At 44.4% G+C, this 24,227-nt stretch carries 25 protein-coding genes; 15 read left to right on the top strand and 10 right to left on the bottom strand.

Features of this window, described 5'->3' with window-relative positions; genetic code table 11:
- Window positions 1-43 precede the first annotated feature (43 nt).
- The 3 genes from GO620_RS14120 to GO620_RS14110 are packed head-to-tail and all read left to right on the top strand — an operon-like array spanning window position 44 to window position 2,234.
- On the top strand, window positions 44-586 hold the full coding sequence (locus tag GO620_RS14120) for a DUF1599 domain-containing protein (protein WP_157524416.1): 543 nt from the start codon (window positions 44-46) through the stop codon (window positions 584-586).
- Window positions 583-1,734, top strand: coding sequence for a BT_3928 family protein (locus GO620_RS14115; protein WP_157524415.1), 1,152 nt, complete (start codon window positions 583-585; stop codon window positions 1,732-1,734). The genes GO620_RS14120 and GO620_RS14115 overlap by 4 nt, the downstream gene beginning before the upstream one ends.
- The gene (locus GO620_RS14110; protein ID WP_157524414.1) at window positions 1,731-2,234 is read left to right on the top strand and encodes a shikimate kinase; all 504 of its coding nucleotides are present in this window, start codon (window positions 1,731-1,733) and stop codon (window positions 2,232-2,234) included. Before GO620_RS14115 ends, GO620_RS14110 begins: the two co-directional genes overlap by 4 nt.
- Before the next feature lie 102 nt (window positions 2,235-2,336).
- Here GO620_RS14110 and GO620_RS14105 read toward each other — a convergent pair whose 3' ends face one another.
- From GO620_RS14105 to rlmD, 3 genes are all read right to left on the bottom strand, one after another.
- Entirely contained in the window at window positions 2,337-2,846 is a 510-nt protein-coding gene (locus GO620_RS14105; protein ID WP_157524413.1) for a phosphoribosyltransferase family protein, read from the bottom strand.
- A 27-nt stretch (window positions 2,847-2,873) separates the two neighbouring features.
- Window positions 2,874-3,263, bottom strand: coding sequence for a hypothetical protein (locus GO620_RS14100; protein ID WP_157524412.1), 390 nt, complete (start codon window positions 3,261-3,263; stop codon window positions 2,874-2,876).
- A 114-nt stretch (window positions 3,264-3,377) separates the two neighbouring features.
- Window positions 3,378-4,784 (bottom strand): 23S rRNA (uracil(1939)-C(5))-methyltransferase RlmD, encoded by a 1,407-nt coding sequence (rlmD, locus tag GO620_RS14095; RefSeq protein WP_157524411.1) that lies wholly within the window; start codon window positions 4,782-4,784, stop codon window positions 3,378-3,380.
- A 308-nt stretch (window positions 4,785-5,092) separates the two neighbouring features.
- Here rlmD and GO620_RS14090 point away from each other — a divergent pair, with 308 nt between their 5' ends.
- Both GO620_RS14090 and GO620_RS14085 read left to right on the top strand, forming a co-directional pair.
- Window positions 5,093-6,421 carry an APC family permease gene (locus tag GO620_RS14090; RefSeq protein ID WP_157524410.1) on the top strand — a complete coding sequence of 443 codons (1,329 nt, stop codon included), beginning with the start codon at window positions 5,093-5,095 and terminating at the stop codon, window positions 6,419-6,421.
- A gap of 80 nt (window positions 6,422-6,501) precedes the next feature.
- A complete protein-coding gene (locus tag GO620_RS14085) occupies window positions 6,502-7,674 on the top strand; it encodes a DUF1624 domain-containing protein (protein WP_157524409.1) in 1,173 nt (390 codons plus the stop codon).
- Between the two features lies 1 nt (window position 7,675).
- Here GO620_RS14085 and GO620_RS14080 read toward each other — a convergent pair whose 3' ends face one another.
- Window positions 7,676-7,897, bottom strand: coding sequence for a hypothetical protein (locus GO620_RS14080; RefSeq protein ID WP_157524408.1), 222 nt, complete (start codon window positions 7,895-7,897; stop codon window positions 7,676-7,678).
- Window positions 7,898-7,979: 82 nt separating this feature from the next.
- On the opposite strand from GO620_RS14080, the gene GO620_RS14075 reads away from it, so the two are divergent.
- Window positions 7,980-9,839 (top strand): M61 family metallopeptidase, encoded by a 1,860-nt coding sequence (locus tag GO620_RS14075; protein WP_157524407.1) that lies wholly within the window; start codon window positions 7,980-7,982, stop codon window positions 9,837-9,839.
- A 4-nt stretch (window positions 9,840-9,843) separates the two neighbouring features.
- Window positions 9,844-11,151: a M20/M25/M40 family metallo-hydrolase gene (locus GO620_RS14070; protein ID WP_157524406.1), complete on the top strand. Its 1,308-nt coding sequence runs from the start codon at window positions 9,844-9,846 to the stop codon at window positions 11,149-11,151.
- Between the two features lie 109 nt (window positions 11,152-11,260).
- On the opposite strand, the gene GO620_RS14065 is transcribed toward GO620_RS14070, so the two are convergent.
- The 5 genes from GO620_RS14065 to GO620_RS14045 are packed head-to-tail and all read right to left on the bottom strand — an operon-like array spanning window position 11,261 to window position 15,673.
- A complete protein-coding gene (locus GO620_RS14065) occupies window positions 11,261-11,758 on the bottom strand; it encodes a GNAT family N-acetyltransferase (protein WP_157524405.1) in 498 nt (165 codons plus the stop codon).
- A 17-nt stretch (window positions 11,759-11,775) separates the two neighbouring features.
- Window positions 11,776-12,753 carry a 6-phosphofructokinase gene (gene pfkA / locus GO620_RS14060; RefSeq protein WP_157524404.1) on the bottom strand — a complete coding sequence of 326 codons (978 nt, stop codon included), beginning with the start codon at window positions 12,751-12,753 and terminating at the stop codon, window positions 11,776-11,778.
- Window positions 12,740-14,437 carry a protein-disulfide reductase DsbD family protein gene (locus GO620_RS14055; protein ID WP_157524403.1) on the bottom strand — a complete coding sequence of 566 codons (1,698 nt, stop codon included), beginning with the start codon at window positions 14,435-14,437 and terminating at the stop codon, window positions 12,740-12,742. Before GO620_RS14055 ends, pfkA begins: the two co-directional genes overlap by 14 nt.
- 15 nt (window positions 14,438-14,452) lie before the next feature.
- Complete coding sequence (locus GO620_RS14050; RefSeq protein ID WP_157524402.1) at window positions 14,453-14,899, bottom strand: protein-disulfide reductase DsbD N-terminal domain-containing protein; 447 nt, start codon at window positions 14,897-14,899, stop codon at window positions 14,453-14,455.
- Window positions 14,900-15,673 (bottom strand): biotin--[acetyl-CoA-carboxylase] ligase, encoded by a 774-nt coding sequence (locus GO620_RS14045; RefSeq protein WP_200230219.1) that lies wholly within the window; start codon window positions 15,671-15,673, stop codon window positions 14,900-14,902.
- A 47-nt stretch (window positions 15,674-15,720) separates the two neighbouring features.
- Here GO620_RS14045 and rsfS point away from each other — a divergent pair, with 47 nt between their 5' ends.
- The 3 genes from rsfS (at window position 15,721) to GO620_RS14030 (ending at window position 18,993) form a co-directional block, all read left to right on the top strand.
- Window positions 15,721-16,095: a ribosome silencing factor gene (gene rsfS, locus GO620_RS14040; protein WP_157524401.1), complete on the top strand. Its 375-nt coding sequence runs from the start codon at window positions 15,721-15,723 to the stop codon at window positions 16,093-16,095.
- A gap of 64 nt (window positions 16,096-16,159) precedes the next feature.
- Window positions 16,160-18,259, top strand: coding sequence for an ATP-dependent zinc metalloprotease FtsH (gene ftsH, locus GO620_RS14035; protein ID WP_157524400.1), 2,100 nt, complete (start codon window positions 16,160-16,162; stop codon window positions 18,257-18,259).
- A 92-nt stretch (window positions 18,260-18,351) separates the two neighbouring features.
- Entirely contained in the window at window positions 18,352-18,993 is a 642-nt protein-coding gene (locus GO620_RS14030) for a LutC/YkgG family protein (protein WP_157524399.1), read from the top strand.
- Here the strand turns inward: GO620_RS14030 and GO620_RS14025 are convergent.
- A complete protein-coding gene (locus tag GO620_RS14025; protein WP_157524398.1) occupies window positions 18,959-20,095 on the bottom strand; it encodes a metallophosphoesterase in 1,137 nt (378 codons plus the stop codon). The genes GO620_RS14030 and GO620_RS14025 overlap by 35 nt on opposite strands.
- A gap of 230 nt (window positions 20,096-20,325) precedes the next feature.
- Between GO620_RS14025 and GO620_RS14020 the strand changes: the two genes are divergently transcribed.
- The 5 genes from GO620_RS14020 (at window position 20,326) to GO620_RS14000 (ending at window position 24,052) form a co-directional block, all read left to right on the top strand.
- Window positions 20,326-20,667, top strand: a complete 342-nt coding sequence (locus tag GO620_RS14020; RefSeq protein ID WP_157524397.1) for a hypothetical protein — start codon at window positions 20,326-20,328, stop codon at window positions 20,665-20,667.
- 2 nt (window positions 20,668-20,669) lie between these two features.
- A complete protein-coding gene (locus GO620_RS14015) occupies window positions 20,670-21,425 on the top strand; it encodes a hypothetical protein (RefSeq protein WP_157524396.1) in 756 nt (251 codons plus the stop codon).
- 102 nt (window positions 21,426-21,527) lie between these two features.
- Complete coding sequence (locus tag GO620_RS14010) at window positions 21,528-22,319, top strand: sensor histidine kinase (RefSeq protein ID WP_157524395.1); 792 nt, start codon at window positions 21,528-21,530, stop codon at window positions 22,317-22,319.
- Window positions 22,306-22,953, top strand: a complete 648-nt coding sequence (locus GO620_RS14005) for a response regulator transcription factor (protein ID WP_157524394.1) — start codon at window positions 22,306-22,308, stop codon at window positions 22,951-22,953. The genes GO620_RS14010 and GO620_RS14005 overlap by 14 nt, the downstream gene beginning before the upstream one ends.
- Before the next feature lie 28 nt (window positions 22,954-22,981).
- Window positions 22,982-24,052, top strand: a complete 1,071-nt coding sequence (locus tag GO620_RS14000) for a PA0069 family radical SAM protein (RefSeq protein WP_157524393.1) — start codon at window positions 22,982-22,984, stop codon at window positions 24,050-24,052.
- The last annotated feature ends 175 nt before the right edge of the window (window positions 24,053-24,227 follow it).

Genomic DNA, 24,227 nt, shown 5'->3' with positions numbered 1-24,227 from the left:
ATAGAGGTACGATAATAAATAAAAGAATTTTAATCAGCTTATTTTGAGCAATACTACTGCCGAGTACAACGCCGTTATTAACGTTTGCAAAACGCTTTTTCTGAAAAAAACCCGCGATTATGGCACGGCCTGGCGCATACTGCGGCCCGCCTCTATAACCGATCAAATATTTATTAAGGCGCAGCGTATTCGCACACTGGAAGAGAAGCAAGTATCAATGGTAGGCGACGGCATTACAGAAGAATACATCGGTATTGTCAATTATTGCGTTATCGCGATGATGCAGCTGGAAATGGAAGCCAACGGTGCGCCGCTGGAGATCCCCGTTGAACAGGTCGAGACGCTTTTTGACGCAAAAGTAAATGAAACCCGCGACTTGATGTTTGCTAAAAACCATGACTATGGCGAGGCTTGGCGGGAAATGCGTATCAGCTCATTAACAGACTTAATTCTGCAAAAAATATTTAGGGTTAAGCAAATAGAAGATAACAAGGGGCAAACTGTAGCCTCTGAAGGGGTAAATGCCAATTACCAGGATATGCTAAATTATTCCGTTTTCGCACTTATTAAGTTAGGGGTGGCATGAAAGTCTTAGTTTGGATATGCCGGATAGCGGTGGGGCTGTTATTCATATTCTCCGGCCTGATAAAAGCCAACGACCCTTTAGGGTTTTCTTACAAACTGCAGGAATATTTCGTAGTGTTCCACATGACGTTTTTAGACGGGTTTGCTTTAATCGCAGCCATCATGTTATGCGCCGTGGAGATGTTGTTAGGTTTCGCGCTGCTTATCGGTACACGCATTAACACTGTGGCATGGGGACTCTTACTTTTGATCATTTTCTTCGCTTTTCTTACATTTTACTCAGCAGCTTTTAAGGTAGTACAAACCTGCGGCTGCTTTGGCGATGCTATTCCGCTTACGCCGTGGCAATCGTTCAGCAAGGATCTGATACTGCTTGTTTTAGTACTTGTTGTTTTTCAGCAACGGCGAGACATTAAGCCCTTGTTTAAAAAAAGAACAGAAGACACGCTGTTGATTTTGGCTATAGTATTCTCTTTCGGCGTTGGTTTATACACCTATAATTTTTTACCTGTCTTAGATTTTTTACCGTATAAAGTTGGCGCTAATTTGCCGCAAGAAATGGTGACCCCACCCGGCGCAAAGCCCGACGAGTTTGAACTAACCTACAACCTTAAAAACAAAGCGACCAAAGCCACAAAGGTGATGACCGACAAGGAATACCTTAAAACTGGTATTTGGAAAGACGCTAACTGGGAGGTGGTAGGCAACCCGGAATCGCGCCTTGTGAAGAAAGGGTTTACGCCTAAAATTCCGGATCTGGTGATTCAAGATGCCCAGGGTAACAACTACACAAAAGAGCTGCTGGGAAATCCCTTTTATAACCTGGTGATAGTGGCATATGACCTGCGCCATACAGATGAAGATGCTGTTAACCGCATTAATGCCCTGGCGTTAAACCTGACCGAAAACTACAATGTCCGCACGGTATTTTTAACATCCGCGTCAGCAACAGACGCCACAGCATTCGCAAAAAAACATCACTTGGTTTCTGAGATCTACTATGCCGATGGCGTTCCGCTGAAAAGCATGGTAAGAGCTAATCCGGGTGTAATGCTGATGAAAGAGGGCACCGTTATCGGCAAGTGGCACTACCATACCTTGCCTAAGTATGATTATTTTGTTGAGCACTACTTTCGCAAGCAGCCATGAAGATCTTTTTGATAGGCTTTATGGGCTGCGGCAAAACAACGCTTGGCCGTAAACTTGCTTCCCGTTTGAGTTATGATTTTATTGATTTAGACCAGGTATTAGAAACTCAAGAAGGAATCACTATTGCACAATATTTTGCCACCTATGGCGAAGAACGGTTTAGAACAAAGGAATCTGAGGTGCTTAAATCGGTAATTACGGGTGATGATCAGGTTATATCGACCGGGGGCGGTTTGCCCTGTTTTTTTGATAACATAAATTGGATGAAGGCTAACGGCAAGGTAGTGTACATTAACCTTCCGCCGGCGGCTCTTGCCAGCCGCCTTGAAAACGCGAAAGAAGAGCGCCCTTTATTGCAAGGCAAGCATGGCAACGAATTGGTAAAATTTATTGCGGAAAAATTAGCTGAACGCGAGCCTTTTTACTTACAAGCGAACATAGTAGCTGATGGCTTAAGTTTGACGGCCGAAAGGTTGCAGTCAATTATTTTTAAACAGTAGACGATAGTCATGCCGAACTTGTTTCGGCATCTCAGAGGATAATTAAATTTGGGAATAGATATGGGGTGCCGAAACGAGTTCGGCATGACCTTTTATTATAAATTATCCCAGATAAACCGCGTCACCTTCGCCGGTTTCGGTTAGTACTACATCAACATGTTCTTTTAAAAGTGTCGATAAGGCAATGCCGGAGTAATCTGTAGTAACAGGGAAGTTTTTATGGTTGCGGTCTACGAGTACAACCGTGCGCAATTTTTTAAGAGGGACATCTAAAAATACCCCAAACCCATAAGCAAGCGTTTTACCGCTGTTGAGTACGTCGTCAACCAGGATAACCACTTTGTTTTTGCAGACTTCTATCGATGTATCAAGCTTGAAATCGAGTTGACTGGCTTGTTTATCCAGTTCGATGTTTATAAAAGTGATCTTAAAATTGGCGATCTTTTCAAGGATGCTTTTTAACCGAAGTGCAATGTTACTCCCTTGCGGCAGTATGCCGGCAATCACAATTTCATCTTCGTCAAAATTATCTTCCAAAAGCTGATAAGCGATCCGGTCGATCTTCTGCTGAATTTGGGCACGGTTTAAAATAAGCAGCCTGCTATCGGTCATGACAATTTAATTGCTTTAAAACTAAGCTTATTCTTTTGAATACGGAAAAAACACAAAGTTGGCACCCTCCGGTACTATCGCGAAAACACACATAAACTCATGCGGGTTTTTAAAGCTGTCAATAAAGCGTTGTTTCAGCTCTTTCTTGATAACCCCGCGTTCAACAAATTCTTCCAGTGTCGAGGCGTTGATATTCCATTCCGTGTTTAGTTCTTCCTTGTTGAAAATTTCTTCGCCCAGTTTCACTTCGTGCTGATGTGCTACAAATATGGGGTAACGCGACAGGCCCTCGACCATTATCTCTACCGCAACCTCGCGCATAGATTCGCTAAATAGTTTTAGGTCGGTTTCCAGGCTTATCAGCGGGCTTTGTTTTGGCCGCTCGCTGTTTTCGTTTAAGAGTTCTTCGGGGTTCATAATAGTAATAAGTCATGCCGAACTTGTTTCGGCATCTCATATGACAATCAATTATAGCAGGCAATTCCTGCATTTGGGATGCCGAAACAAGTTCGGCATGACACTGAGTTGTTTTTATTTCTTCAATTTCAATAACAACACATTTTCCACGTGTTGTGTGTGCGGAAACATGTCTACCGGCTGAATTTTTACTACATCGTACTTTTCATTTAGTACCAGCATATCGCGGGCTTGTGTTGCCGGGTTGCAGCTTACATACACTATCTTTTCTGCCTCAATTTCCATCAGTCTCGCAACCACATCGGCATGCATTCCCGCCCTGGGCGGATCTGTAATGATCACGTCGGGTTTGCCGTGCGTAGCGGTAAAGTTTTGATCAAGCACATCTTTCATGTCGCCTGCGTAGAAATCGGTATTAGTAATATTATTAATATTAGAGTTGATCTTGGCATCCTCAATAGCAGAGGGTACATACTCTACCCCCACCACCTTATTTACATGTTTGGCAATAAAATTGGCAATAGTGCCTGCACCGGTGTACAGGTCATAAACCAATTCGTTACCGGTAAACTCTGCAAAATCGCGGGTTATTTCGTATAAGCGTTTGGCCTGTACCGCGTTTGTTTGGTAAAAGGATTTTGGACCGATACGGAATATCACCTCGTCCATGCCCTCGTGAATATATTGCGGGCCATTCCAGGTAATTACTTCCTGATCAAAAATAGTATCGTTCTTCTTTTGATTGATGATATACAGCAAGGACGTGATCTGCGGGAAATGCCTTTGCACATATTCCATCAACAACTCAACTTGTCCTTCTTCCGGGTATGCGAAAACAACGATCACCATCAGTTCTCCGCTCGACGATGTGCGGATGATAAGGTTACGAAGCGCGCCTTCGTGGTGCTTTAAATTGTAGAAGCTTATGTTGTGCTCTTTCGCAAAATCGCGAATGGCGTTGCGCAGATCGTTCGATGGGTCTTCCTGCAAATAGCAGTGTTTAACATCAAGGATCTTGTCAAACCTGCCGGGGATGTGAAAACCCAGGGCATTCATGTCCAGCGTCTCAGACTCGCGGTTCTCGCCATCGTACAGCCAGCGTTTATCAGAGAAGGTAAACTCGAGTTTGTTACGATAATACCTGTCGTGCGGAGACGGCACAATGGGCAGCATATTGCTTACATCCAATTTGGCCAGGCGGCTTAATGCATCAGCAACAGATTTTTGTTTGAATTGCAGCTGGGCTTCATAGGTCATGTGTTGCCATTTGCAGCCGCCGCAAGTGCCAAAGTGTTCGCAGAAGGGCTCGGTACGATACGCAGAAAGTTGTTTTAGATGGATTATCTTAGCCTCGCCAAAGTTTTTCTTTTTGCGATAAACTTCAACATCAACAATGTCACCCGGCACGGCCTTTTCAATGAAAAGCACCAGGTCGTCAGTCTTGCCTACACCTTTGCCTTCTTCGGCAATGTCAATAATGTTTACATTTTCAAAAACGGCGTTAGCGGGGCGTACTTTCATCAGGCTGCAAAGTTAACCCAATTATTTAAACCCTAAATGCTAATTCCCAAAGCCGGCTTTAAGCAAAAATTGCCCAAAACATATCCCACCAGGTATTGTGGCTTTTTTCTGCCGCGTCGAATTGCTCATCTATCCGGTTCGAGAAATCTATAAGTTCCTTTTTCATGGCGTGTAAATTATTATGCTAACATAGCATTTTTTATACCAAAAACCAAAATGGTATACAGTAAAATTCAAAACTTAACCTCAGGAGCTAAAAATTAACACCCGGCTAACAGTGTGGCAGGCAATTATTAACTTAGCCGGGTATGGCTAAAGGCGGCGCACCTAAAAAGATCAGGTTATTTCAACTGGTCTTTATCATTTTTTTTACCGTTTCCGGCGGGCCGTACGGTTTAGAATCATTGCTCAGTTACGCGGGTTCTCACTACGCTATCATCATACTATTCGTTACGCCTATACTGTGGGACGTGCCTGCCATACTTACCGTTGCCGAACTAAACAGCATGATGCCGATAGAAGGGGGCTACTATCAATGGGTTAAAAACGCACTGGGCCTGCGCTTTGGATTTTACGAGGGCTGGTGGACGTGGCTCTACACTTTTATAGATCTGGCCATTTACCCGGTAATGTTTGTACAGTATGCCTCGTACTTTTTCCCTTGGATGCAGCAATGGCAGTTACCGGTTTGCTTAGTTTTTATCTGGCTGTCAGCTTTGATCAACGTTTGGGGGATAAAGCAAGTAGGCCGCATTTCTGTAATTCTTAGTGTTGCCGTGTTAGGGCCTTTTGTAGTATTGTTCATCGCGGCAATGATGCATCACACCTTTGCACATCCGCAAGTTACAGGCGCTGCAACACCGTTAAAGTTTTCTTCGGTTGGCATGGCGTTGTACATTGTAATGTGGAACTGTCTGGGATGGGACAATATCACAACCTACGCAGGCGAGGTAGAACAACCTGTGCGCACGTACTTAAAAGCGGTATTTATCGCCTTCGCTATGGTGATAGCCATATATCTGGTGACGATATTTGTCGCGCAACGGTCTGGGATAGATTATAACGTCTTAAGTAATGAGCGCTTTCCTGTTTTGGGCGAATTCATTGCCGGCAAGTGGCTTGGCGCACTAATAGCCGCCGGGGGTATGGCCAGCGCGATGGGTATTTACACGGCTGTACTGCTATCGGTTTCGCGCATACCAATGGTTATGGCCGATGATGGTTTACTGCCTGTTGGGTTGACTAAAACACACTCAAAATATGAGACACCTTACCGGTCAATAATCTTATGCTCGCTGGTAATAAGCGTGATGGTACTTTGGTCTTTCGACGAATTGGTGATCATAGATGTTACCGTTTATGGCGCCGGGTTATTTTTAGAATACGTAACGCTAATCGTAACACGGATAAAGCGCCCTGATGCGGTACGACCATTTAAAATCCCCTTAGGGATAACCGGGCTTTGCATTTTTATGGCTTTGCCAACCTTGGTTTATATTGCCGCGTTAGGCGGCACACTCATTGCAGCCGGCTCTGCATTAAAGCCGTTGATCTTCGCAGGTATAGCTTTAATCACAGCCGAGTTAGGCTGGCAACTTGCTAAAAGATACCGTCGCAAAGTGGTGTTAAACGATTGATAATGAAAGATGATACCGGCAGTTTTATTTACCCGCTATAAATCGCATATTTAAGCCAACCTATTTACAACCAGCCTTTTATGCAAGCTGCCAGTTTTGTGAACAAGCAACGCATCGCGTCTATTGATATCCTGAGGGGTATAGTGATGGTCATTATGGCCTTAGATCACGTTCGCGACTTTTTCAGTAATGTGCAATACGACCCGCTGGATCTTACTAAAACATCGCCCCTGTTGTTCTTTACCCGGTGGATCACGCATTTTTGCGCGCCAACTTTTGTAATGCTATCTGGCGTGAGTGCTTATCTATCATTATCAAAAAAGGCATCGAAGAATGAGCGGGCGGCATTTTTATTAAAGCGGGGATTGTGGCTTATCTTTTTAGAGTTTACGCTTATCGGTTTCGGCTGGAGCTTTGACCCGGGCTTTCATGTCTTTGCAGCCCAGGTGATCTGGGCCATTGGCTGCAGTATGCTGTTTTTGTCGCTGCTGATCTTCATTGGCTTAAGGCCGGTGGCAATAGGCATTGTCGGTTTACTTATTGTGTTTGGGCATAACATGCTGGATGGTATCACAGCCGTTTCTTTCGGTAAATATCAACTTTGTTGGTTAGCGATACATCAATTAGGATTTTATGCTACAGGCGTTAACCGCGGCATATTTATGCTGTATCCGGTGCTGCCATGGATGGGCATCATGGCCACAGGATATTTTTTAGGTACGGTGTTCAAGCTGGCACCCGATGTGCGCCGGAAGCTGCTATTCACCATCGGCGGCTTTGCACTGTTTTTGTTTTTATTTATGCGCTGGGTAAACATTTATGGCGACCCGCGCCCATGGTTGCTGCAAGACAATTTTATAAAGGGTGTTGGCGCTTATGTTAGCTGTCAGAAATATCCGCCATCGCTGTTATACACCTTGATGACGTTAAGCATCGCCATAATCTCACTGGCACTGTTAGAAAAGGTTAATAATCCCGTAAGCCGGTTCTTCACCGTCTACGGCCGGGTGCCGTTCTTTTATTACGTGCCGCATATTTACATTATTCACTTAACGCAAGTATTGCTGGCGATAGCTATAGGCTTCGATCTGCACAAATTAAGCGGTATGGGTATCCAAAGCACCACATGGGGTTTTGGCCTGCCGGTAGTTTACCTGATATGGATATTTGTTGTGGCAGTATTATATTTCCCCTGCCGCTGGTTTATGAAAGTGAAGCAACGACGAAAAGATTGGTGGCTAAGTTATTTGTAGATCAGCTGAACGCCTGGCGGAAAGCCACTAATACAGCAAGGAGGGTATCGCGGTCAAGATCGAAGCCTTCGGGTTTTTCGGGACGGATGGGTTTGCCATTTTTAATCTCAACATGAAATAGTTTTACAAAATCATTCTGACTGATCTCATAATGCAGCCACTCGGTGCGCTTATAAATTTCAACCAGTTTCATTTCGTATAGGCGTGCCGCGTATGGATCCATTGGGGCAAAGTTAATTATAAGCCTACGTATGATGGCAAAGTGTGGGCCTTAAATGTTATTTTAGACGCACTACATTGTTAACATGAAAAAACTACTACTCGCTGCCTGCGCTTCTGCAGTATGGGCGTCTTCATTTGCTCAAAACCCGGTTGTTTACGAATTTTCATTCCCGAACATCAAGCATCACGAGGCCGAGATAACTATGAAACTTTCTGCGGTACCAGCCGGGCCGTTAAAGGTTAGGATGAGCCGCTCATCACCGGGCAGGTATGCTACCCACGAATTTGGGAAAAACGTGTATAACGTAAAAGCGTTTGACGGTAAGGGCACGCCTATTAAAATTGATAAAGTAGAGGGCGACGTCTATACCGTGCCTGCTCATGGTGCAGATGTTAAGATCACCTACACGCTGTTTGGCAACTGGACCGACGGTACTTATGTAGGCCTTGATGAAAGCCACGCGCATTTAAACATGCCCGGCACTTTAATGTGGGCTTACGGTTTCGATAAAAGGCCTATCCGCATTCACTTCAACGAGTTGAAAGCAAACAACTGGCGGGTTGCCACGCAATTGAAGCCGGAGGGCAATAATACTTATTCTGGGCCGGACCTTCAATACGTAATGGACAGCCCAACGGAACTTGCCGATTATAAGGAGAACAGCTGGGAGGTAACAAACCCCGACGGCAGAAAGCAAGCCATACATTTGACTATACATAGCGTTGACGGCCAGAACGTAATAGACAATTTTAGTAAAATGTTACAGCGCCTGGTGCAGGAAGAGATGGCCGTGTTTGGCAAACTGCCAAACTATGATTACGGTAACTACACTTTTCTTGATGATGTTTACCCAACCGTAAGCGGCGACGGCATGGAACACCGCAATTCTACCTGTATAGTTCAACCTGCGGCTAAAATAGAGGGTAACGAAAAACGCTTGCTGGGCACTTTCGCTCACGAGTACTTTCACAGCTGGAATGTAGAGCGCATCCGCCCCAAAACATTGGAGCCGTTTAACTTTGAACACGCCAATATGAGTAACGAACTTTGGCTGGCCGAAGGGTTTACTCAGTATTACGGCGGTTTACTGCTGGAACGCGCAGGCTTTGACACACCCGAAGATTTTTACCGATCTGCTGCAGGGCTGGTGAATTCAATACTCAACACGCCGGGCGGCACAAAATATTCGGCAATAGATAACAGCCGATATGCTGTTTTCGCAGACGCGGGTGTGGCGGTTGACGCGACGAATAAAAACAATATGTTTTTAAGCTATTACACCTACGGTGGTGCAACCGCCTTGGCCCTTGATCTGCAACTACGCAGCCGGTTTAACCTGACACTCGACGATTTTATGCGCCGCATGTGGGTGGCTCACCCCGATGTTAGCAAACCTTACACCGTCGCGGATGCGCAAACCGAACTGGCAGCATTAACAAAGGATGCCAAATTTGCGAACGGTTTCTTTCAGGAATTTATTTATGGAAGCGGAAAGCATGATTACGCTGCCTGGTTAGATAAAGCCGGGCTGGTATTAAGGCCTGCACGCCCGAATGTAGCCTGGGCAGGCAGAATTGCCGCGCAAGGCGGCCGCTTTAGTGAAGGCGGTTCGCGTGGTGCAGGCAAAGGCCTGGTAATCGCCGCGAGCACTACATTCGGCACCCCTGTATACAAGGCTGGATTAGATGCCGGTGATGTAATTACTGCGGTAGATGGCAATTCCATTGCAGACGAAGCCGCATTCAACTCGGCAATAAAAGATAAAAAGCCGGGTGACAGGGTCGAGGTAACATACAGCAACCGCACCGGCGAACATAAAACAAGTATCAGGTTAGAAGACGACCCGTTGCTTGAGATAGTTACCTATGAGAAAGCAGGAAAAATGCCTTCGGCGTCGCAATTAGCATTAAGAAATAACTGGTTATCAACCAAAGTAAATTAAGCACATGAAAAAAAACATACTTACCATCGGCCTGCTGTCGCTGGCACTTTACAGTTCTGCGCAGGACGTAAACAAACTGATCAAAGAAGACGACGTCCGGAAAGTTATCAATACGCTGGCTGCTGATGATATGCAAGGGCGCGCCACTTTTACCCCGGGCATAGAAAAGGCTGCAAAGTTTATCGAAAGTGAATTTAAAAAGGCCGGCCTTGAACCGTTGGCAGGCAATGCCGACTATAGGCAAAACTTTAAAATGACGCGTGTTGCCCCAGTCAACAGCAAAGCGACTATTGACGGAGTTTCTATACCGGCAGAGAACATTGTGATACAAAGCGGGACGGCTTTAAACTGGAACAATGACACAACAGTCGCCATTAAGCACATTGCCGCCGGACAGAATATGATCGCTGAATACCGCACGATCAGAAGAAGCGCTAAAAAGGCGATTATTATCGTTGATCCATCGCTCGAAGCTACCTTCAGGCAATTACAGCAAGCATTGGGGCATGGCACCACATCGTTAAAAACGCCAACAGCCACAGGCCCTCAATTGGTATTTGTTTTAGGTGCGTTTCCTAACGCGAAAAACTTGACAGTTAGCTCTGAAATTAAAACCGACATGCTGCCGCTATTCAACGTGGCAGGGATGATAAAAGGTAAAACGAAGCCCGATGAATACGTGATCTTCTCTGGGCATTATGACCATTTGGGCATCATTAAGCCAATGGAAGGCGATAGCATAGCTAATGGCGCCGATGACGACGCTTCCGGAACAACAGCGGTTATTACACTTGCCCACTATTTTAAAAAGCTGAATAACAATGCGCGGTCGATCATATTTGTGGCCTTTACAGCAGAAGAGATCGGCGAATATGGCTCGGCTTATTTTGCAACCCAGGTAGACCCAATAAAAGTATCTGCCATGTTTAATATCGAGATGATTGGCAAAGCGTCAAAGTTTGGACAAAATTCGGCCATCATTACCGGCTATGAACGGTCGGACTTTGGCCCGATACTGCAAAAAAACCTGGAAGGCACAGCCTTTAAATTTTACCCCGACCCGTACAAAGAACAAAACTTGTTTTACCGCAGCGATAACGCTTCACTTGCCCGCGTAGGTGTGCCGGCACATACCATATCTACAGACCAGATAGATATCGATAAATTATATCACACGGTAAAAGACGAAGTTGGCTCACTTGATGTAGCGAACATTACAGCTACGATACGCGCAATTGCCTTAAGTTCTAAAACCATTGTGGCCGGCACAGATACGCCAACAAGGATCCCGCCGGCATCTTTGGAACGCTAAAATACATAACGTCATTGCGAGAAGCGAAGCTACGAAGCAATCTCAGAGATGCAAACTGCTCTGTACAAAGGGGATTGCTTCGTCGTTTAAAACGGCTCGCAATGACGAACTAAATAAGGCTCTTCGCCATTACATAATCATTCAGCACAAATTCGCCGAATGGTATGTCAATTTCTTTTTCGATAACAAAGCCCATTTTTTGGTAAAAGCGCTGGGCATTGTTATGCCTGTTCACATTGAGGTATAATTTTGATGCGCCTTGTTTTAAGGCGATGTCTGCGACTGTATCGATCAGCGCCTTGCCATAGCCTTTGCCTTGGGTAATAGGCAGGCAGTATAACTTATGTAATTTGTAAGCAGTGCTTTGCTCGTCATAAACCGAGTATGCCGCGAATGCTACAGGCTGATCCTTTTCTTTAAGCAGCAAAAACGTTTGCTCATAATTGCTGATCTGTTGCCCGATAGTTTCCTCATTGTAGATCACATCAAGCATGTAACGGATCTGTTCTGGAGAGATGATTCCGGTATAGGTTGGCCACCAGGTTTGTTCTGCAAGCGCACGAATAGCTTGCACATCGCTCTCTGTAGCTTGTGTGATGGTATACATAGATTTAAGTTGATTGATTACAACGATAGGATATCCACTATCTTCAGATAGTCGGGGTTGATATCTACGTTATGTTTAATCGCGTTTTCAAAAGGTGTGTAAGAGATCTCGCCGTTCACAATGCCTACCATCTCGCCGTGCCGGCCATCCAGTAAGCCTTCTACAGCGGCCACGCCTATACGGCTGGCCAAAACGCGGTCCATACAACTAGGCGGCCCGCCACGCTGAATGTGCCCTAACACAGAAACGCGGGTATCATAGTTAGGAAAGCGCTCTTTTATCAGATGGCCATACTCAAACGCGCCGCCGGCTTCTTCGCCCTCAGCAACAATAACGATCTTAGATGACTTATCTCTGCGGCCCTGCTCTAAGCGATGGAATAATGCGTTCAGGTCTGTCTTGCTTTCCGGAATTAATACCGCTTCGGCACCTGCAGCGATTCCCGAGCGTAAGGCAATGAGGCCTGAGTCGCGGCCCATCACCTCAACAATAAACAAACGATCATGAGATTCTGCCGTGTCGCGGATCTTGTCAACCGCGTCAATAACTGTATTGATAGCAGTATCGTAACCGATAGTAAAATCGGTGCCTAAAAGGTCGTTATCTATTGTACCGGGCATCCCCAGAATGGGAATGCCAAATTCTTTCCCGAATATTTTAGCACCTGTAAACGTACCATCGCCACCGATGGCAACAAGCGCGTCGACGTTGTTTTTCTTAAGGTTTTCGTAAGCGATCTTGCGGCCTTCAGGCGTACGGAATTGGTCGCTGCGCGCAGTTTTTAAAATTGTGCCCCCACGCTGTATAATGTTCGCTACCGACTTGCGGTCCATAGAGAACATGTCGCCGGTGATCATCCCCTCATATCCTCGACGGATACCTGTAACATTTAAATCGTAATATAAAGCCGACCGCACAACCGCCCTGATGGCGGCATTCATCCCCGGGGCATCGCCACCCGAAGTATATACACCTACGTTTTTAATTTGAGCCATTGTTATTTTGGAAAGCAGCTTTGCCGCTGTCTAAAAATTTGATGTAATTATCTACGCTATAATTTGCACCCTGTGGTGGTACAAGCACATCGCCTTTGGCGTTGATAATAATGTAATACGGCTGCGAATTTACATTAAATTTCGAAGCTTCGTAATCGCTGTTTTTCTTTCCTATGTCTGTGATCTTCTTACCGCTGAACGTAGATGTGTATTGCTCATTTGCAGGTAGCGCTGTTTTTTCGTCCACATAAAGTTCCAGTAAAATGAAATCGTTTTGCAAAAGTTGTTGAACCGACTTATCGCTCCAAACCTCATTTTCCATTTTACGGCAGTTGGCACAATTCCAGCCTGTAAAGTCTATCATTACAGGTTTATGCAATTCGCGCGAAGCTTGTAACGCCTGATCATAATCATAATATTCATTCAAGCCCGCGTGCTTGCCACGTTTAAACAACTCTTCATATTTTTTTACTGTCGATGAAGCTGCTACCGCGGATGTACCGTTTCCTATGTTGCTATTTAAATAAAAATCCTGGGTGGCAGGAGGCGGCAAAAATCCGCTTATTACTTTTAAAGGAGCGCCCCATAACCCCGGGATCATATAAAATACAAACGCAAAAGTGATCACCGCTAAAAATGTGCGGCCAACAGATAAACCATCCACCGGGCTGTCATGCGGGAATGTTATTTTGCCGATCAGGTAAAGCGTAAGCAGCAACCCTATGGCTATCCAAAGGGAAAGGAATACCTCGCGGTCGAACCAGTTCCAGTGGTAAGCCAGATCTACATTTGATAAAAACTTTAAAGCGAATGCCAGCTCCAAAAAGCCCAAAACCACCTTAACGCTATTAAGCCATCCGCCCGATTTTGGGAGGGAGCTAAGCAATGATGGAAATAATGCAAACAGTGCAAACGGAATGGCCAATGCTGCCGAAAATCCAAGCATACCTACGGCAGGGCCCAGGCGCGCGCCTTTGGTAGCTGCCTCGACCAGTAAACTGCCTATGATAGGCCCTGTACAAGAGAATGATACTACAGCCAGCGTTGCTGCCATGAAAAATATTCCGGCCATGCCGCCTTTATCAGAGTTCTGGTCTAATTTATTAGCGAGCGACGTTGGTAATTGTATTTCGAACGCTCCCAGGAACGATGCCCCAAACGCAACCAAAAGCAAAAAGAAAAAGATGTTGAATATGCCGTTGGTAGCCAGCGAATTCAACCCGTCTGACCCGAATAATAATGTTATGACTAACCCTAGCGCTACGTAAATTACAATTATAGACAAACCGTAAACAAGCGATTGAAATAAGGCCTTTTGCCTGGTGCCGCCTCGCTTGGTAAAAAAGCTGACAGTAAGTGGCAGCATGGGATAGATACATGGCATTAACAAAGCCAGGAAACCGCCGATAAGGCCTTCGATAAATATCTGCCAAAGCGTTTTCGGGATCTCTTTGCTTTTAGTTAAGGTTGCTCCTGCCGCTTTTACCTCGGTGGTTTTGCTGATCTGTTTTTTAGCGGCAGCAATACTGTCAGCCGAGGTTGGAATATCTGTAAATACAACACCGGCGGTATCCGGCTTTTGTGTTGTGGTGGCCGCGTTTGATATACCGGTATTGAAAAACAAAACACCCAGTAATATAACCAGGTGTTTGCAAAAAGATATTCGCTTAATGGATTTCGTCATGTTATGGCGGCGCAATTATTTTATAGCAACGGTAAAGTCGACATCCTCCGGTGGAAGGCACTGCCTGTCGTTGCAGGTCATATACTCCAACTGACCTTTTATGGTAGTATTACCTGCTGTCAGTTTTACCTTTTGGGTAAAAACAACTTCTTTTTCAAAATAAGTAACGTTCATCTTAAAAGCATTTTCAAACTTGCTCATCGGCTTAGGTTCTGTAACCGGACCAACCAGTTTAAAACTTTTGGATGGTTTAAATTTGATGTCGGTTTTGATAGGGCCGCCTTCTTTAACCGTTTGCGAGTAAATGTGCCAGCCATTGTCTATAGTAGCACGGATAAATATGGTTGCTTCTGTGGCGCTGGTCTTCTTTGCGGCATAGCTCCATTTAACGGGGGTTAATATTTGCGCATGTGCCGCGCCAAACAAAAACATGGTCACTATTACTAAAAGTAATCTCTTCATTTATGGATTTATTAAAAATTCTATCTCTTTTAAATTGTACTCTTTAGGCTCGTTATCAGCGTCTATCTTAAGCAAACCACGCGCCGTAACTCCGGTTATTATGCCGTTAAAAACCTCTCCTGCAGACCTGAACATCATTTCTTTGTTGATGCGGTAAAGATTCGACAGGTACTGCTCATTTATCCGCGCCAGCTTGCCGGATTTAAGCTGTAAATAATAGCCTTCTATATGACTGCAAATGTCAGATAATAAAGCCTTCAAATCATAATCCCTATGTAAGATTTTGTATAGCGAAATTGCGCCTGGCAAATGCGGCGGAAAAGTTTCCTGATTGATGTTTAAACCGATGCCAACTACACTATAGTTGATTTTTGTTCCCTGGAGGGAATTTTCGATCAAAATGCCGCCCAGCTTTTTATCACCATAATATATATCGTTCGGCCACTTGATCTTTATGTCGTTACCTGCAACGTTTTGCAGGGCTTTTACGACTCCTAAACTAACTACCTGTGTCAACGCAAATTGCTCGTCAGCCTGCAGGAAGGTGGGCTTTAATAATATGCTGAACGAAAGATTTTTGCCTGCCTCTGTAAACCAGCCGTTTTGCTGCTGCCCGCGGCCGGCAAACTGGTGCTCTGCCATAATGACCGTCCCCTCTGGTACTGGCTTAGAATTTGAGGCCATATTCTTGAGGAAAGTATTTGTAGAGTCAACTTCTTTCAGGATGACCAAATTTTGTCCGATAAATAATCCTGAAAATATGTTATTTTGCACAGTACAATCGTTATTTTAACCAGAACGTTCAAAACTAATTCTTTTTGATGGTAAAAAACAAAGCGAAAAACGGGGCGGCTTACATTTCTGAATTAGCCATACATGGTATGCAAGAAAAAAAAGGCAATGAAATTGTAAGGCTCGACCTTCGAAATATATTCAGTTCGGTGTCAGATTATTTTGTGATCTGTCATGCCGACTCAACCACCCAGGTTAGGGCAATTGCAAACAGTGTAGAAGATGAAGTTTTTAAGGCTACCGGCGAAGAGCCGCGTCATAAAGAGGGCCTCGAAAACAGTGAGTGGATACTGCTTGATTATATAGACGTAGTAGTCCACATCTTTAAAACAGACAAACGTGAGTTTTACGGCGTTGAAGAATTGTGGGGCGACGCCGAGATAAAATATTTCCAAAGCGCTTAAACGTGTCTTAATGTGTTCCGCAACGCACTTAATTGAGACAATTGCGTTTAAGCTTATTCAAAAAATGAAAGAAAATAAAAACGAAAAGCCAAAGGTTATTCGGAAAATTACAAATAGTAACGGTAAGAAGATCACACCAAAACCACCCAGATTTAACATCGTATGGCTTTATGCTATGCTGATAGTGGGTTTAGTAGTTGTTTCTTACTTCATCAATAGCAATACAGGTAAACAAATAAGCACCCAGCGTTTTGTGTCTGAGATGCTTAAGCCTCATGACGTTGACAAGATCGTAGCTTATAAGGATGGCGAGTTGGTTGCAGCAGACGTTTATATAAAAAAGGATAGTCTTCGCAAACCACAGTATAGTGATGTTCGCGATCAGCGCTCAATAAGCGGTTCTACCAACAGCGGCCCTCAATACAGTATTACAGATGCATCTTATGAGAGCCTGAAGCAGACGATCAACAACGAAGAAAAAAACCTGCCCGACTCTCAAAAAACACCGATCCAATATACCCAGCAAAGTAACTTCTTCTCGAGCTTATTGGTACAAAGCATTTTGATCATGGTAGCAGTTGTACTGCTGTGGATGTTCATTATCCGCCGTATGGGTGGTGGCGCAGGTGGCGGTCCCGGCAGCCAGATCTTCAGCATTGGAAAATCTAAAGCTACTTTGTTTGACAAAGAATCGCAGGTGACAGTTACATTCAACGATGTTGCCGGACTTGAAGAAGCCAAGTATGAGGTGATGGAGATCGTAGATTTCCTTAAAAACCCTAAAAAATATACCAACCTGGGTGGTAAAATTCCTAAAGGCGCTTTACTTGTTGGTTCGCCCGGTACAGGCAAAACCCTATTGGCTAAGGCTGTAGCAGGCGAGGCGCATGTGCCATTCTTCTCTTTATCAGGTTCAGACTTTGTGGAGATGTTTGTGGGTGTAGGCGCATCGCGTGTGCGCGACTTGTTCCGCCAGGCAAAAGACAAAGCGCCATGTATCATCTTTATTGACGAGATAGATGCCATTGGCCGTGCCCGGGGAAAGAACAATATTGTTGGTGGTAACGATGAGCGCGAAAATACTTTGAACCAGTTACTGGTAGAGATGGACGGCTTTGGTACCGATTCGGGCATTATTATCCTTGCAGCCACCAACCGCCCCGATGTATTAGACTCTGCTTTATTACGTCCCGGCCGTTTCGACAGGCAGATATCTATCGATAAACCGGACCTGAACGGCCGCGAGCAAATATTTAAGGTTCACCTGGCGCCGGTAAAAACTGCCGATGATGTAGACGCGAAGAAACTATCGGCACAAACACCCGGCTTCGCCGGCGCGGAGATCGCCAACGTTTGTAACGAGGCTGCCCTTATAGCCGCCCGCCGCGATAAACCGGCTGTTGATATGGCCGACTTTCAGGATGCTATTGACAGGGTAATTGGTGGTTTAGAGAAAAAGAACACGCTGATATCGCCCGAAGAGAAACGTGTGGTAGCTTACCACGAAGCAGGCCACGCTATCGCGGGCTGGTTCCTTGAACATGCAGATCCATTGGTAAAAGTATCTATCGTTCCGCGTGGTGTTGCAGCCTTGGGTTATGCGCAATACCTGCCTAACGAGCGCTTCCTTGTAGCTAAAGAAGAGTTGTTTGATGACATGGTACTATCAATGGGTGGCCGTGTTGCCGAAGACATAGTATTTGGTAAAATAACTACAGGCGCCTTAAGCGATCTGGAACGCATTACCCGCCTGGCTTATGGCATGGTAAGGATATATGGTATGAATGATAAGGTAGGTAACCTGTCATTCTACGATCCCCATGGCGAAAATCAATTCAGCAAACCATACTCTGACCATACCGCGGAATTAATAGACTCAGAGGTTCGTACGCTTGTGGATCAGGTTTATAAGAAAACGCATGACCTGATCACGGAGCACCGCGATGGGTTGGAAAAAGTTGCGCAGAAGCTGCTGGAAAAAGAAGTGATCTTCCAAAGCGATTTAGAAGAGATGCTGGGCAAACGCCCGTTTGAAGGCCGTACGGCTTACGATAAATTCGTAAACGGCGAATTGCCGCCGGCAGAACCCACCGCGGATAACAACGCTATTCCGGAAAGTGTATTAAATCCAACAAACGATAATATGGCCGGCGATATCGCCTAAATCCATAAATTATAATTTAAAGCCGTCCGGGGTTACCTGACGGCTTTTTTTATGCGCCATTTTACTGATATTTACCACGCATCGATTTCGGTATGAAGGACATCACCACCAGTAAAGAAAAGTTGTTAAAAAAGATAAGGAAAGCGCTTTTAAACAAAACGCCGGAGCCTTATCGCAACCTGGAGGAGCAGCCGCTTTATTTTAGCGAAGGCGAGGATGAGCCCGAAGTAATGTTTGCAGAGCAATTTACTGCTGCCGCAGGTCAGTTCGTTTTTTGCGAAGATGAGATCGCGTTCATTGAAAACTTGCTGTCTTTGGCAGAAGCGCGTAAATGGCACAAGATCTATTGCTGGGAGCCTGCCCTGCAAGCCATACTGGATCAATATGGATACCCTTATTACGCTACCGACAAAGACTTTGACCAGATAGAAGTTGGTTTCACATTATGTGAGTGTTTGGTGGCGCGTAATGGCAGCATCATGGTTTCCAACGGAAGCGCGGCCGGCCGAAGGTTGAGTATTTATCCGCCGGTACACATTGTCTTGGCTTATACTTCTCAAATTGTGCTGGACATTAAAGATGGGTTGGATCTGGTAAAGAAAAAGTATGGTTACAACTTGCCATCAATGTTGTCATTAGTTACCGGGCCAAGCCGCACCGCCGACATCGAGAAAACTTTGGTATTAGGCGCACATGGGCCTAAAGAGGTTTTTGTGTTTTTGCTGGACGGCTAATCTCGCTGTTAATTTCTGCCGATATTTGTTCAAGCGTACGCTCGTCCAGGACCTTTCGCTTACTTTGCTTGCCCTTGGCATATTCCCATTTTATCAGCCGTATGCAGCCATCAGCGATCTCAATACCGGTAATGTCACCATCGTCAAAACAACAGCAGCCGCTATTAAAATAAGTTGGTTTGTACCCTTTAAAGTTTATTGCGGTATCACCTTTTAAATGTCGCCTGGAAATTTGTTCATCAAGCGATTTTAATTTGGTTTCGTCATTTGCTGCTTTGGCCTTGTCGCGCTGCAAGTACAACGACTCGATATGTGTCAGTGATGCAAATACCGGTTGATGGGTATGGCCGGTGATCAGTAAAGTGTCGTCTTGCTTTCCTGACCATTCATACATCAGCACATTGTGCGTGGTTTTTAAATCGTCGTTGTTAGCCGGTGTATTTGGGTTAATGCGCAGATAAGCCTGTACCGGCCCCCAAATGTTTGAAACAAACCATTTGCTAAACCAATTTCCGTCGCTTTGCAGATCGCCCTGGTGTCCGTGGGTCATAAAGATATCTAAAGGGCGATCTTTTAGTTGTGTACGCAGCACAAGCCCCTCGTTTATTTTTACATCTTCGCCGTAAACATTTTTAAGTGTGACAGGTGCCAGTGGGTCGTTATCCCAATATAGATCATGGTTGCCAAATATCTTAGTGAAAGCGTTCTTGGTCAGAAACTTCTTCTCAGCCTCAAAGGTTTCTTTATTGTGTTTTAAAACCGTGAGCAACAAATTTTCCCAAAGCTCTTCGCTGTCGCCCAGGTTAATATAATAGAAACCCTGCTTATAATAATACTCCAAAGCTGCCAGGTAATTCTTTTCCGCCAAGGCAAAGTCATCTGCAAAATCGCGGGCGCCTTTATGCTGGTCAGACAGGATGATGAATTTGTCTTTCTGCGGATCGAACGGAATGATCTTACCTTTTTTATCTGTAGCAGTAATAATGCCTTTGTACAACCTGGTTAGCGCTTTAAAAACCAGTTGTTTTTTTGGGCGCGAAGAAAGTTTGTTTGAAAGGCGGATGACAGGCTTTGTAAGGAGCCTTTGCAAAAAACGGCGCATGTTTGAATAACATGCACCGTTATGTTGTGTTTGCTTGTGATAAGGTTTAGGATTTTAACACTGGCCTTTTTAAACTAACTTTATAAACATAAAGTTTGTGAATGCTATAAAGGTAAAGCCGTAGATCACGTCTACAGGTAGTTAAAACACCCAAAAAATACCGTGAAAACACGGTATGGAATTTTTCACCGGGGATTTAGATTTAGATCAACAATTTAATCTCTGGTACAATGGCTGGTAAACAAATGCAACTCTCTGCAGCGCAAAAAATGGTAAGCGATTATAACGAAGCTTGTAACGACGGCGATATACATTCATTGCTGATAGACGCGCAATATTTGCAAAATATTATATCGCAAAAAGATTGTAAGTCTGTCCGGTTTTTCATTGCTTTAGAGAACGGTTTACCTAAAGGTCCTGTAGGTTTAGCTCAAGGGCACACACTGGTATTGGTTGGCGTTGATGCTGACGGCAAAAATATAAAGCGTGGCGAAGACGACACACAAGTTTACGAAGAATTGGCACCATGCCCACCGCAGTGCGGTGGCGGGGATGATGGTTCTATACTTTAATATTGAGCAACTTATATTACATAACTATTTTAATAGTTCTACTCGATAGTTTGATAGGGTTGTATGCAATTATAGTCAACAAACTTGAGCGTAACATTGTGCCTTTGGCATTAGCAGTATTATGCTCGTTGCTGGACGAAGTGCTTGCACACTTTTTTAAGGTTAAATTCAGAAACAATCTTCCTGTATATTTTTTAGGGGGCGCGTGTGAGTATGCATTGTTTGCCTGGTTTATTTATCGGAATGTAAATAGCCGGCCGGTTAAGAAATTTATAGCAGGCAGCATCGTACTGTTGGTGGCAGTAACCTTTATGTTAGGATATCCGTTTATCAAAGAAAGTACAGCAGACCCTTACGGCGCTATAGTCCATAATGGCTATAGCACAATAATAAGAGGCTTACTGATCACTATAATTAGCATATTTTATTTCAAGGGAATATTTGACAGTATCTCGCGCTATGAATATTTGAATGTCTACGTGCTTTTGGCGGTGTCCGGCATGTTGTTTTACTACGCGTTCAGCACAGTTTATTTTTCCGCGCAGACTTATATGGTAGGCTTGTCTCTTAAGGAGAACCCAAATTTCCTGACAGACATGCTCCAAAGGAAAGCAGAAGCTTATTCATACGCGGCTGCTCAGCTTCATGGTATGTCTCCGTTTTTATGGCTCACCAATCTGCTTCATTACTTATGCATTTTAGTTGTGTTTGTAAAAAGCGCCTTTGGCAAAAAGACCGTCGGCGAATTACAGTTTTAACAAGTGTCATTTGTTCAGGTAATTCAGTTTTCACTTAAATTATTGTTTTATATTTATGGCAGAGCGGCCGGGCCCCTAATTTCCCGGCACTGCTTATAACTATTGGGTGCTAACGGGTTAGATATTTGGGTGTTGCTTGCAGTCTCGATCGGGATACTTGCCCTTTTCGTTTTATTCATAATAACCATACTGTTCATTTATCAGCGTAAGACGTTTGAACACCGCCGAAAGCTTACCGGTATTGAAGAAAACCGCAAACAGGAAATCCTTAAGACACAAATTGAGGTCCAGGACGAGACGCTTCAATATGTAAGCCGCGAGATACATGACAACATTGGCCAGGTGCTGTCTTTTGTAAAACTCTCTCTTGGTATCGCGGCAAAAGATCCTTCAACATCAGAAGAAAAAATTAAAGAAAGCCGCGAATTGCTGTCTAATGCTATAAGCGACCTGCGCGACCTGTCGAAAAGCATGAGTTTCGATATCATAAAAGCATCAGGCCTGGCTGAGACTATAAAATACGAAACAGAGAAAATTAATAAAAGCGGCCTGCTTTTAGCCAAATTTAATCTTACAGGTATACCGGTGCCAATAGAACCAAAACATGAATTGGTGCTATTCCGGATCTTTCAAGAGTCGGTGAACAATGTACTGAAACATGCCAATGCAAAAAATCTAACAGTGGACTTAACTTATGCGGACGACCTGCGCCTGACGATCACCGATGACGGCGATGGTTTCTATATGGGCATAATCGATCAGCATAAAGGATCAGGCTTAAAAAACATGCAGAACCGCGCCGGGCTAATTGGTGCAAATGCCGATATCGTTAGTGAGAACGGGCATGGCTGCAAGGTTACCTTAAATTATACACTACAACATGAACCCGCTTAATAAGCCGTTACAAATTGCATTAGTTGACGACCATAAGCTTTTTAGAACAGGCATTGCTCAATTAATTGCGCAAATTGAAGGCTTTAATGTGATCTTTGAAGCATCTAACGGGCAGGAATTGATAGACAGGGTAAAACCCAAGACAATGCCCGATATTGTTTTGCTGGATATCAATATGCCAGGCATGGACGGTTTCATCGGTGCGGAATGGCTTAAAAAGAATTATCCTGATGTAAAGATCATTGTGCTTTCTATGCACGGCGACCCCGAAAAAATTACGCGCATGTTAAAATTAGGTGTTAACGGCTACTTGTTAAAAGATGCTGAGCCTGACGAATTCGAGCATGCGTTAAAAAAGGTTGCAGAAAATGATTTTTTCTTTCCGCCTTTCGTGACCAAGTATTTAATGGGTAATTATATTAAAGCTGATGACGGCATTAAACTCAGCCAGCGCGAACTGGACTTTTTGAAACTTACCGGCACAGAACTAACCTATCGGGAAATTGCCGATAAGATGAATGTGAGCGTTCGTACTGTTGACGGATACCGCGACCAGCTGTTTGAAAAACTCGATGTAAAAAGCCGTGTTGGCTTGGCTATGTATGCCATAAAAAACCAATACGTGCAATTGTGATTTGCTAAATTAATTAGCAAATTTGTGAATGCCTTTTGAAGATAACCCCGAATATTTTAAGGGTCGCGGTGCGCAGGTTAATACGCACAATAAGTTTCTTAAATCTAAATATGTTCTAGACCATCCCGAAGGATTGGATGAACCATTTTTAGAGAACGAGGCTACACAATATTATTACGAGAACCCCAAAAAGATCGTAAGCGAAAGCAACAGCCCAGATCTGCAAAATATGCATTCTATAAACCCGTATCAGGGTTGCGAGCATGGCTGCATTTACTGTTATGCACGCAATAGTCATGAATATTTTGGCTTTAGTGCGGGATTAGATTTTGAGCGAAAGATAATGGTGAAGCCTAACGCTCCGCAACTGCTCGAAAAATACTTTAACAAAAGAGGTTACCAGGTTACACCAATTGTGCTTTCTGGTAATACAGACTGCTACCAACCTGTAGAACGCAAGCTGGAGATAACCCGACAGCTGCTTCAAGTCTTTTTAAAATATAAAAATCCGGTGAGCATTATCACCAAGAACAACCTTGTGCTGCGCGACATTGACATTTTAAGTGAAATGGCTAAAATGCAGTTAGCCCATGTTAACGTATCCATCACCTCTCTTAACGAGCAGCTGCGCCAGAAGCTGGAACCGCGCACAGTTACCGCAAGCGGCAGGTTAACGGTAATAGAAAAACTATCAACTGCCGGTGTACCAGTGCGTGTAATGGCTGCGCCTATAATCCCCGGGTTAAACAGCAATGAAGTTGCTGATATCATCCGCGCGGCCGCAGGCCGCGGTGCGGTTGACGCGGGCTTTACCATTGCTAGGCTCAACGGCAGCATCGGGGATATTTTTACAGACTGGATATATAAAGCCTTCCCCGACCGGGCAGATAAAGTGTTAAACCAAATAGCTGAATGCCATGGCGGGCGCATCAATGATACCCAATACGGCAGGCGCATGTCCGGCGATGGCAACGTAGCAGAATCTATACATCAATTGTATAAAATGGCTTGTAACCGTTTCCTGGCAGGCAAAGGTATGCCGGCTTATGACCTGTCTCTGTTTACCCCCTTAGGCGGCAGGCAAACAAGTTTGTTTTGAGTTTAGGTATGTCATCCCGAACTTGTTTCGGGATCTCAAAGGACAATTACCAATACAAAGATTTGCATGTGAGATGCCGAATCAAGTTCGGCATGACAGAAGGCTAAAACAAAAGAAGCCGCTTTATATAGAGCGGCTTCTATATTATTTGCACATCTGCATATCAGCACATCTA

The organism is Mucilaginibacter ginkgonis (genome assembly GCF_009754905.2).
Taxonomy (GTDB): domain Bacteria; phylum Bacteroidota; class Bacteroidia; order Sphingobacteriales; family Sphingobacteriaceae; genus Mucilaginibacter; species Mucilaginibacter ginkgonis.
The sequence above is the reverse complement of the archived record's forward strand: the minus strand, read 5'-3'. Positions and strand labels throughout refer to the sequence as shown.

Coding starts and splice junctions, on each gene's coding strand:
- GO620_RS14075 (WP_157524407.1), top strand. CDS start 7,980: ATGAAAAAACTACTACTCGCTGCCTGCGCTTCTGCAGTATGGGCGTCT.
- GO620_RS14050 (WP_157524402.1), bottom strand. CDS start 14,899: ATGAAGAGATTACTTTTAGTAATAGTGACCATGTTTTTGTTTGGCGCG.
- GO620_RS14100 (WP_157524412.1), bottom strand. CDS start 3,263: ATGAACCCCGAAGAACTCTTAAACGAAAACAGCGAGCGGCCAAAACAA.
- GO620_RS14085 (WP_157524409.1), top strand. CDS start 6,502: ATGCAAGCTGCCAGTTTTGTGAACAAGCAACGCATCGCGTCTATTGAT.
- rsfS (WP_157524401.1), top strand. CDS start 15,721: ATGGTAAAAAACAAAGCGAAAAACGGGGCGGCTTACATTTCTGAATTA.
- GO620_RS14065 (WP_157524405.1), bottom strand. CDS start 11,758: ATGTATACCATCACACAAGCTACAGAGAGCGATGTGCAAGCTATTCGT.
- GO620_RS14080 (WP_157524408.1), bottom strand. CDS start 7,897: ATGGATCCATACGCGGCACGCCTATACGAAATGAAACTGGTTGAAATT.
- GO620_RS14030 (WP_157524399.1), top strand. CDS start 18,352: ATGAAGGACATCACCACCAGTAAAGAAAAGTTGTTAAAAAAGATAAGG.
- GO620_RS14105 (WP_157524413.1), bottom strand. CDS start 2,846: ATGACCGATAGCAGGCTGCTTATTTTAAACCGTGCCCAAATTCAGCAG.
- GO620_RS14005 (WP_157524394.1), top strand. CDS start 22,306: ATGAACCCGCTTAATAAGCCGTTACAAATTGCATTAGTTGACGACCAT.
- pfkA (WP_157524404.1), bottom strand. CDS start 12,753: ATGGCTCAAATTAAAAACGTAGGTGTATATACTTCGGGTGGCGATGCC.
- GO620_RS14020 (WP_157524397.1), top strand. CDS start 20,326: ATGGCTGGTAAACAAATGCAACTCTCTGCAGCGCAAAAAATGGTAAGC.
- GO620_RS14110 (WP_157524414.1), top strand. CDS start 1,731: ATGAAGATCTTTTTGATAGGCTTTATGGGCTGCGGCAAAACAACGCTT.
- GO620_RS14025 (WP_157524398.1), bottom strand. CDS start 20,095: ATGCGCCGTTTTTTGCAAAGGCTCCTTACAAAGCCTGTCATCCGCCTT.
- GO620_RS14055 (WP_157524403.1), bottom strand. CDS start 14,437: ATGACGAAATCCATTAAGCGAATATCTTTTTGCAAACACCTGGTTATA.
- rlmD (WP_157524411.1), bottom strand. CDS start 4,784: ATGAAAGTACGCCCCGCTAACGCCGTTTTTGAAAATGTAAACATTATT.
- ftsH (WP_157524400.1), top strand. CDS start 16,160: ATGAAAGAAAATAAAAACGAAAAGCCAAAGGTTATTCGGAAAATTACA.
- GO620_RS14115 (WP_157524415.1), top strand. CDS start 583: ATGAAAGTCTTAGTTTGGATATGCCGGATAGCGGTGGGGCTGTTATTC.
- GO620_RS14070 (WP_157524406.1), top strand. CDS start 9,844: ATGAAAAAAAACATACTTACCATCGGCCTGCTGTCGCTGGCACTTTAC.
- GO620_RS14000 (WP_157524393.1), top strand. CDS start 22,982: ATGCCTTTTGAAGATAACCCCGAATATTTTAAGGGTCGCGGTGCGCAG.
- GO620_RS14090 (WP_157524410.1), top strand. CDS start 5,093: ATGGCTAAAGGCGGCGCACCTAAAAAGATCAGGTTATTTCAACTGGTC.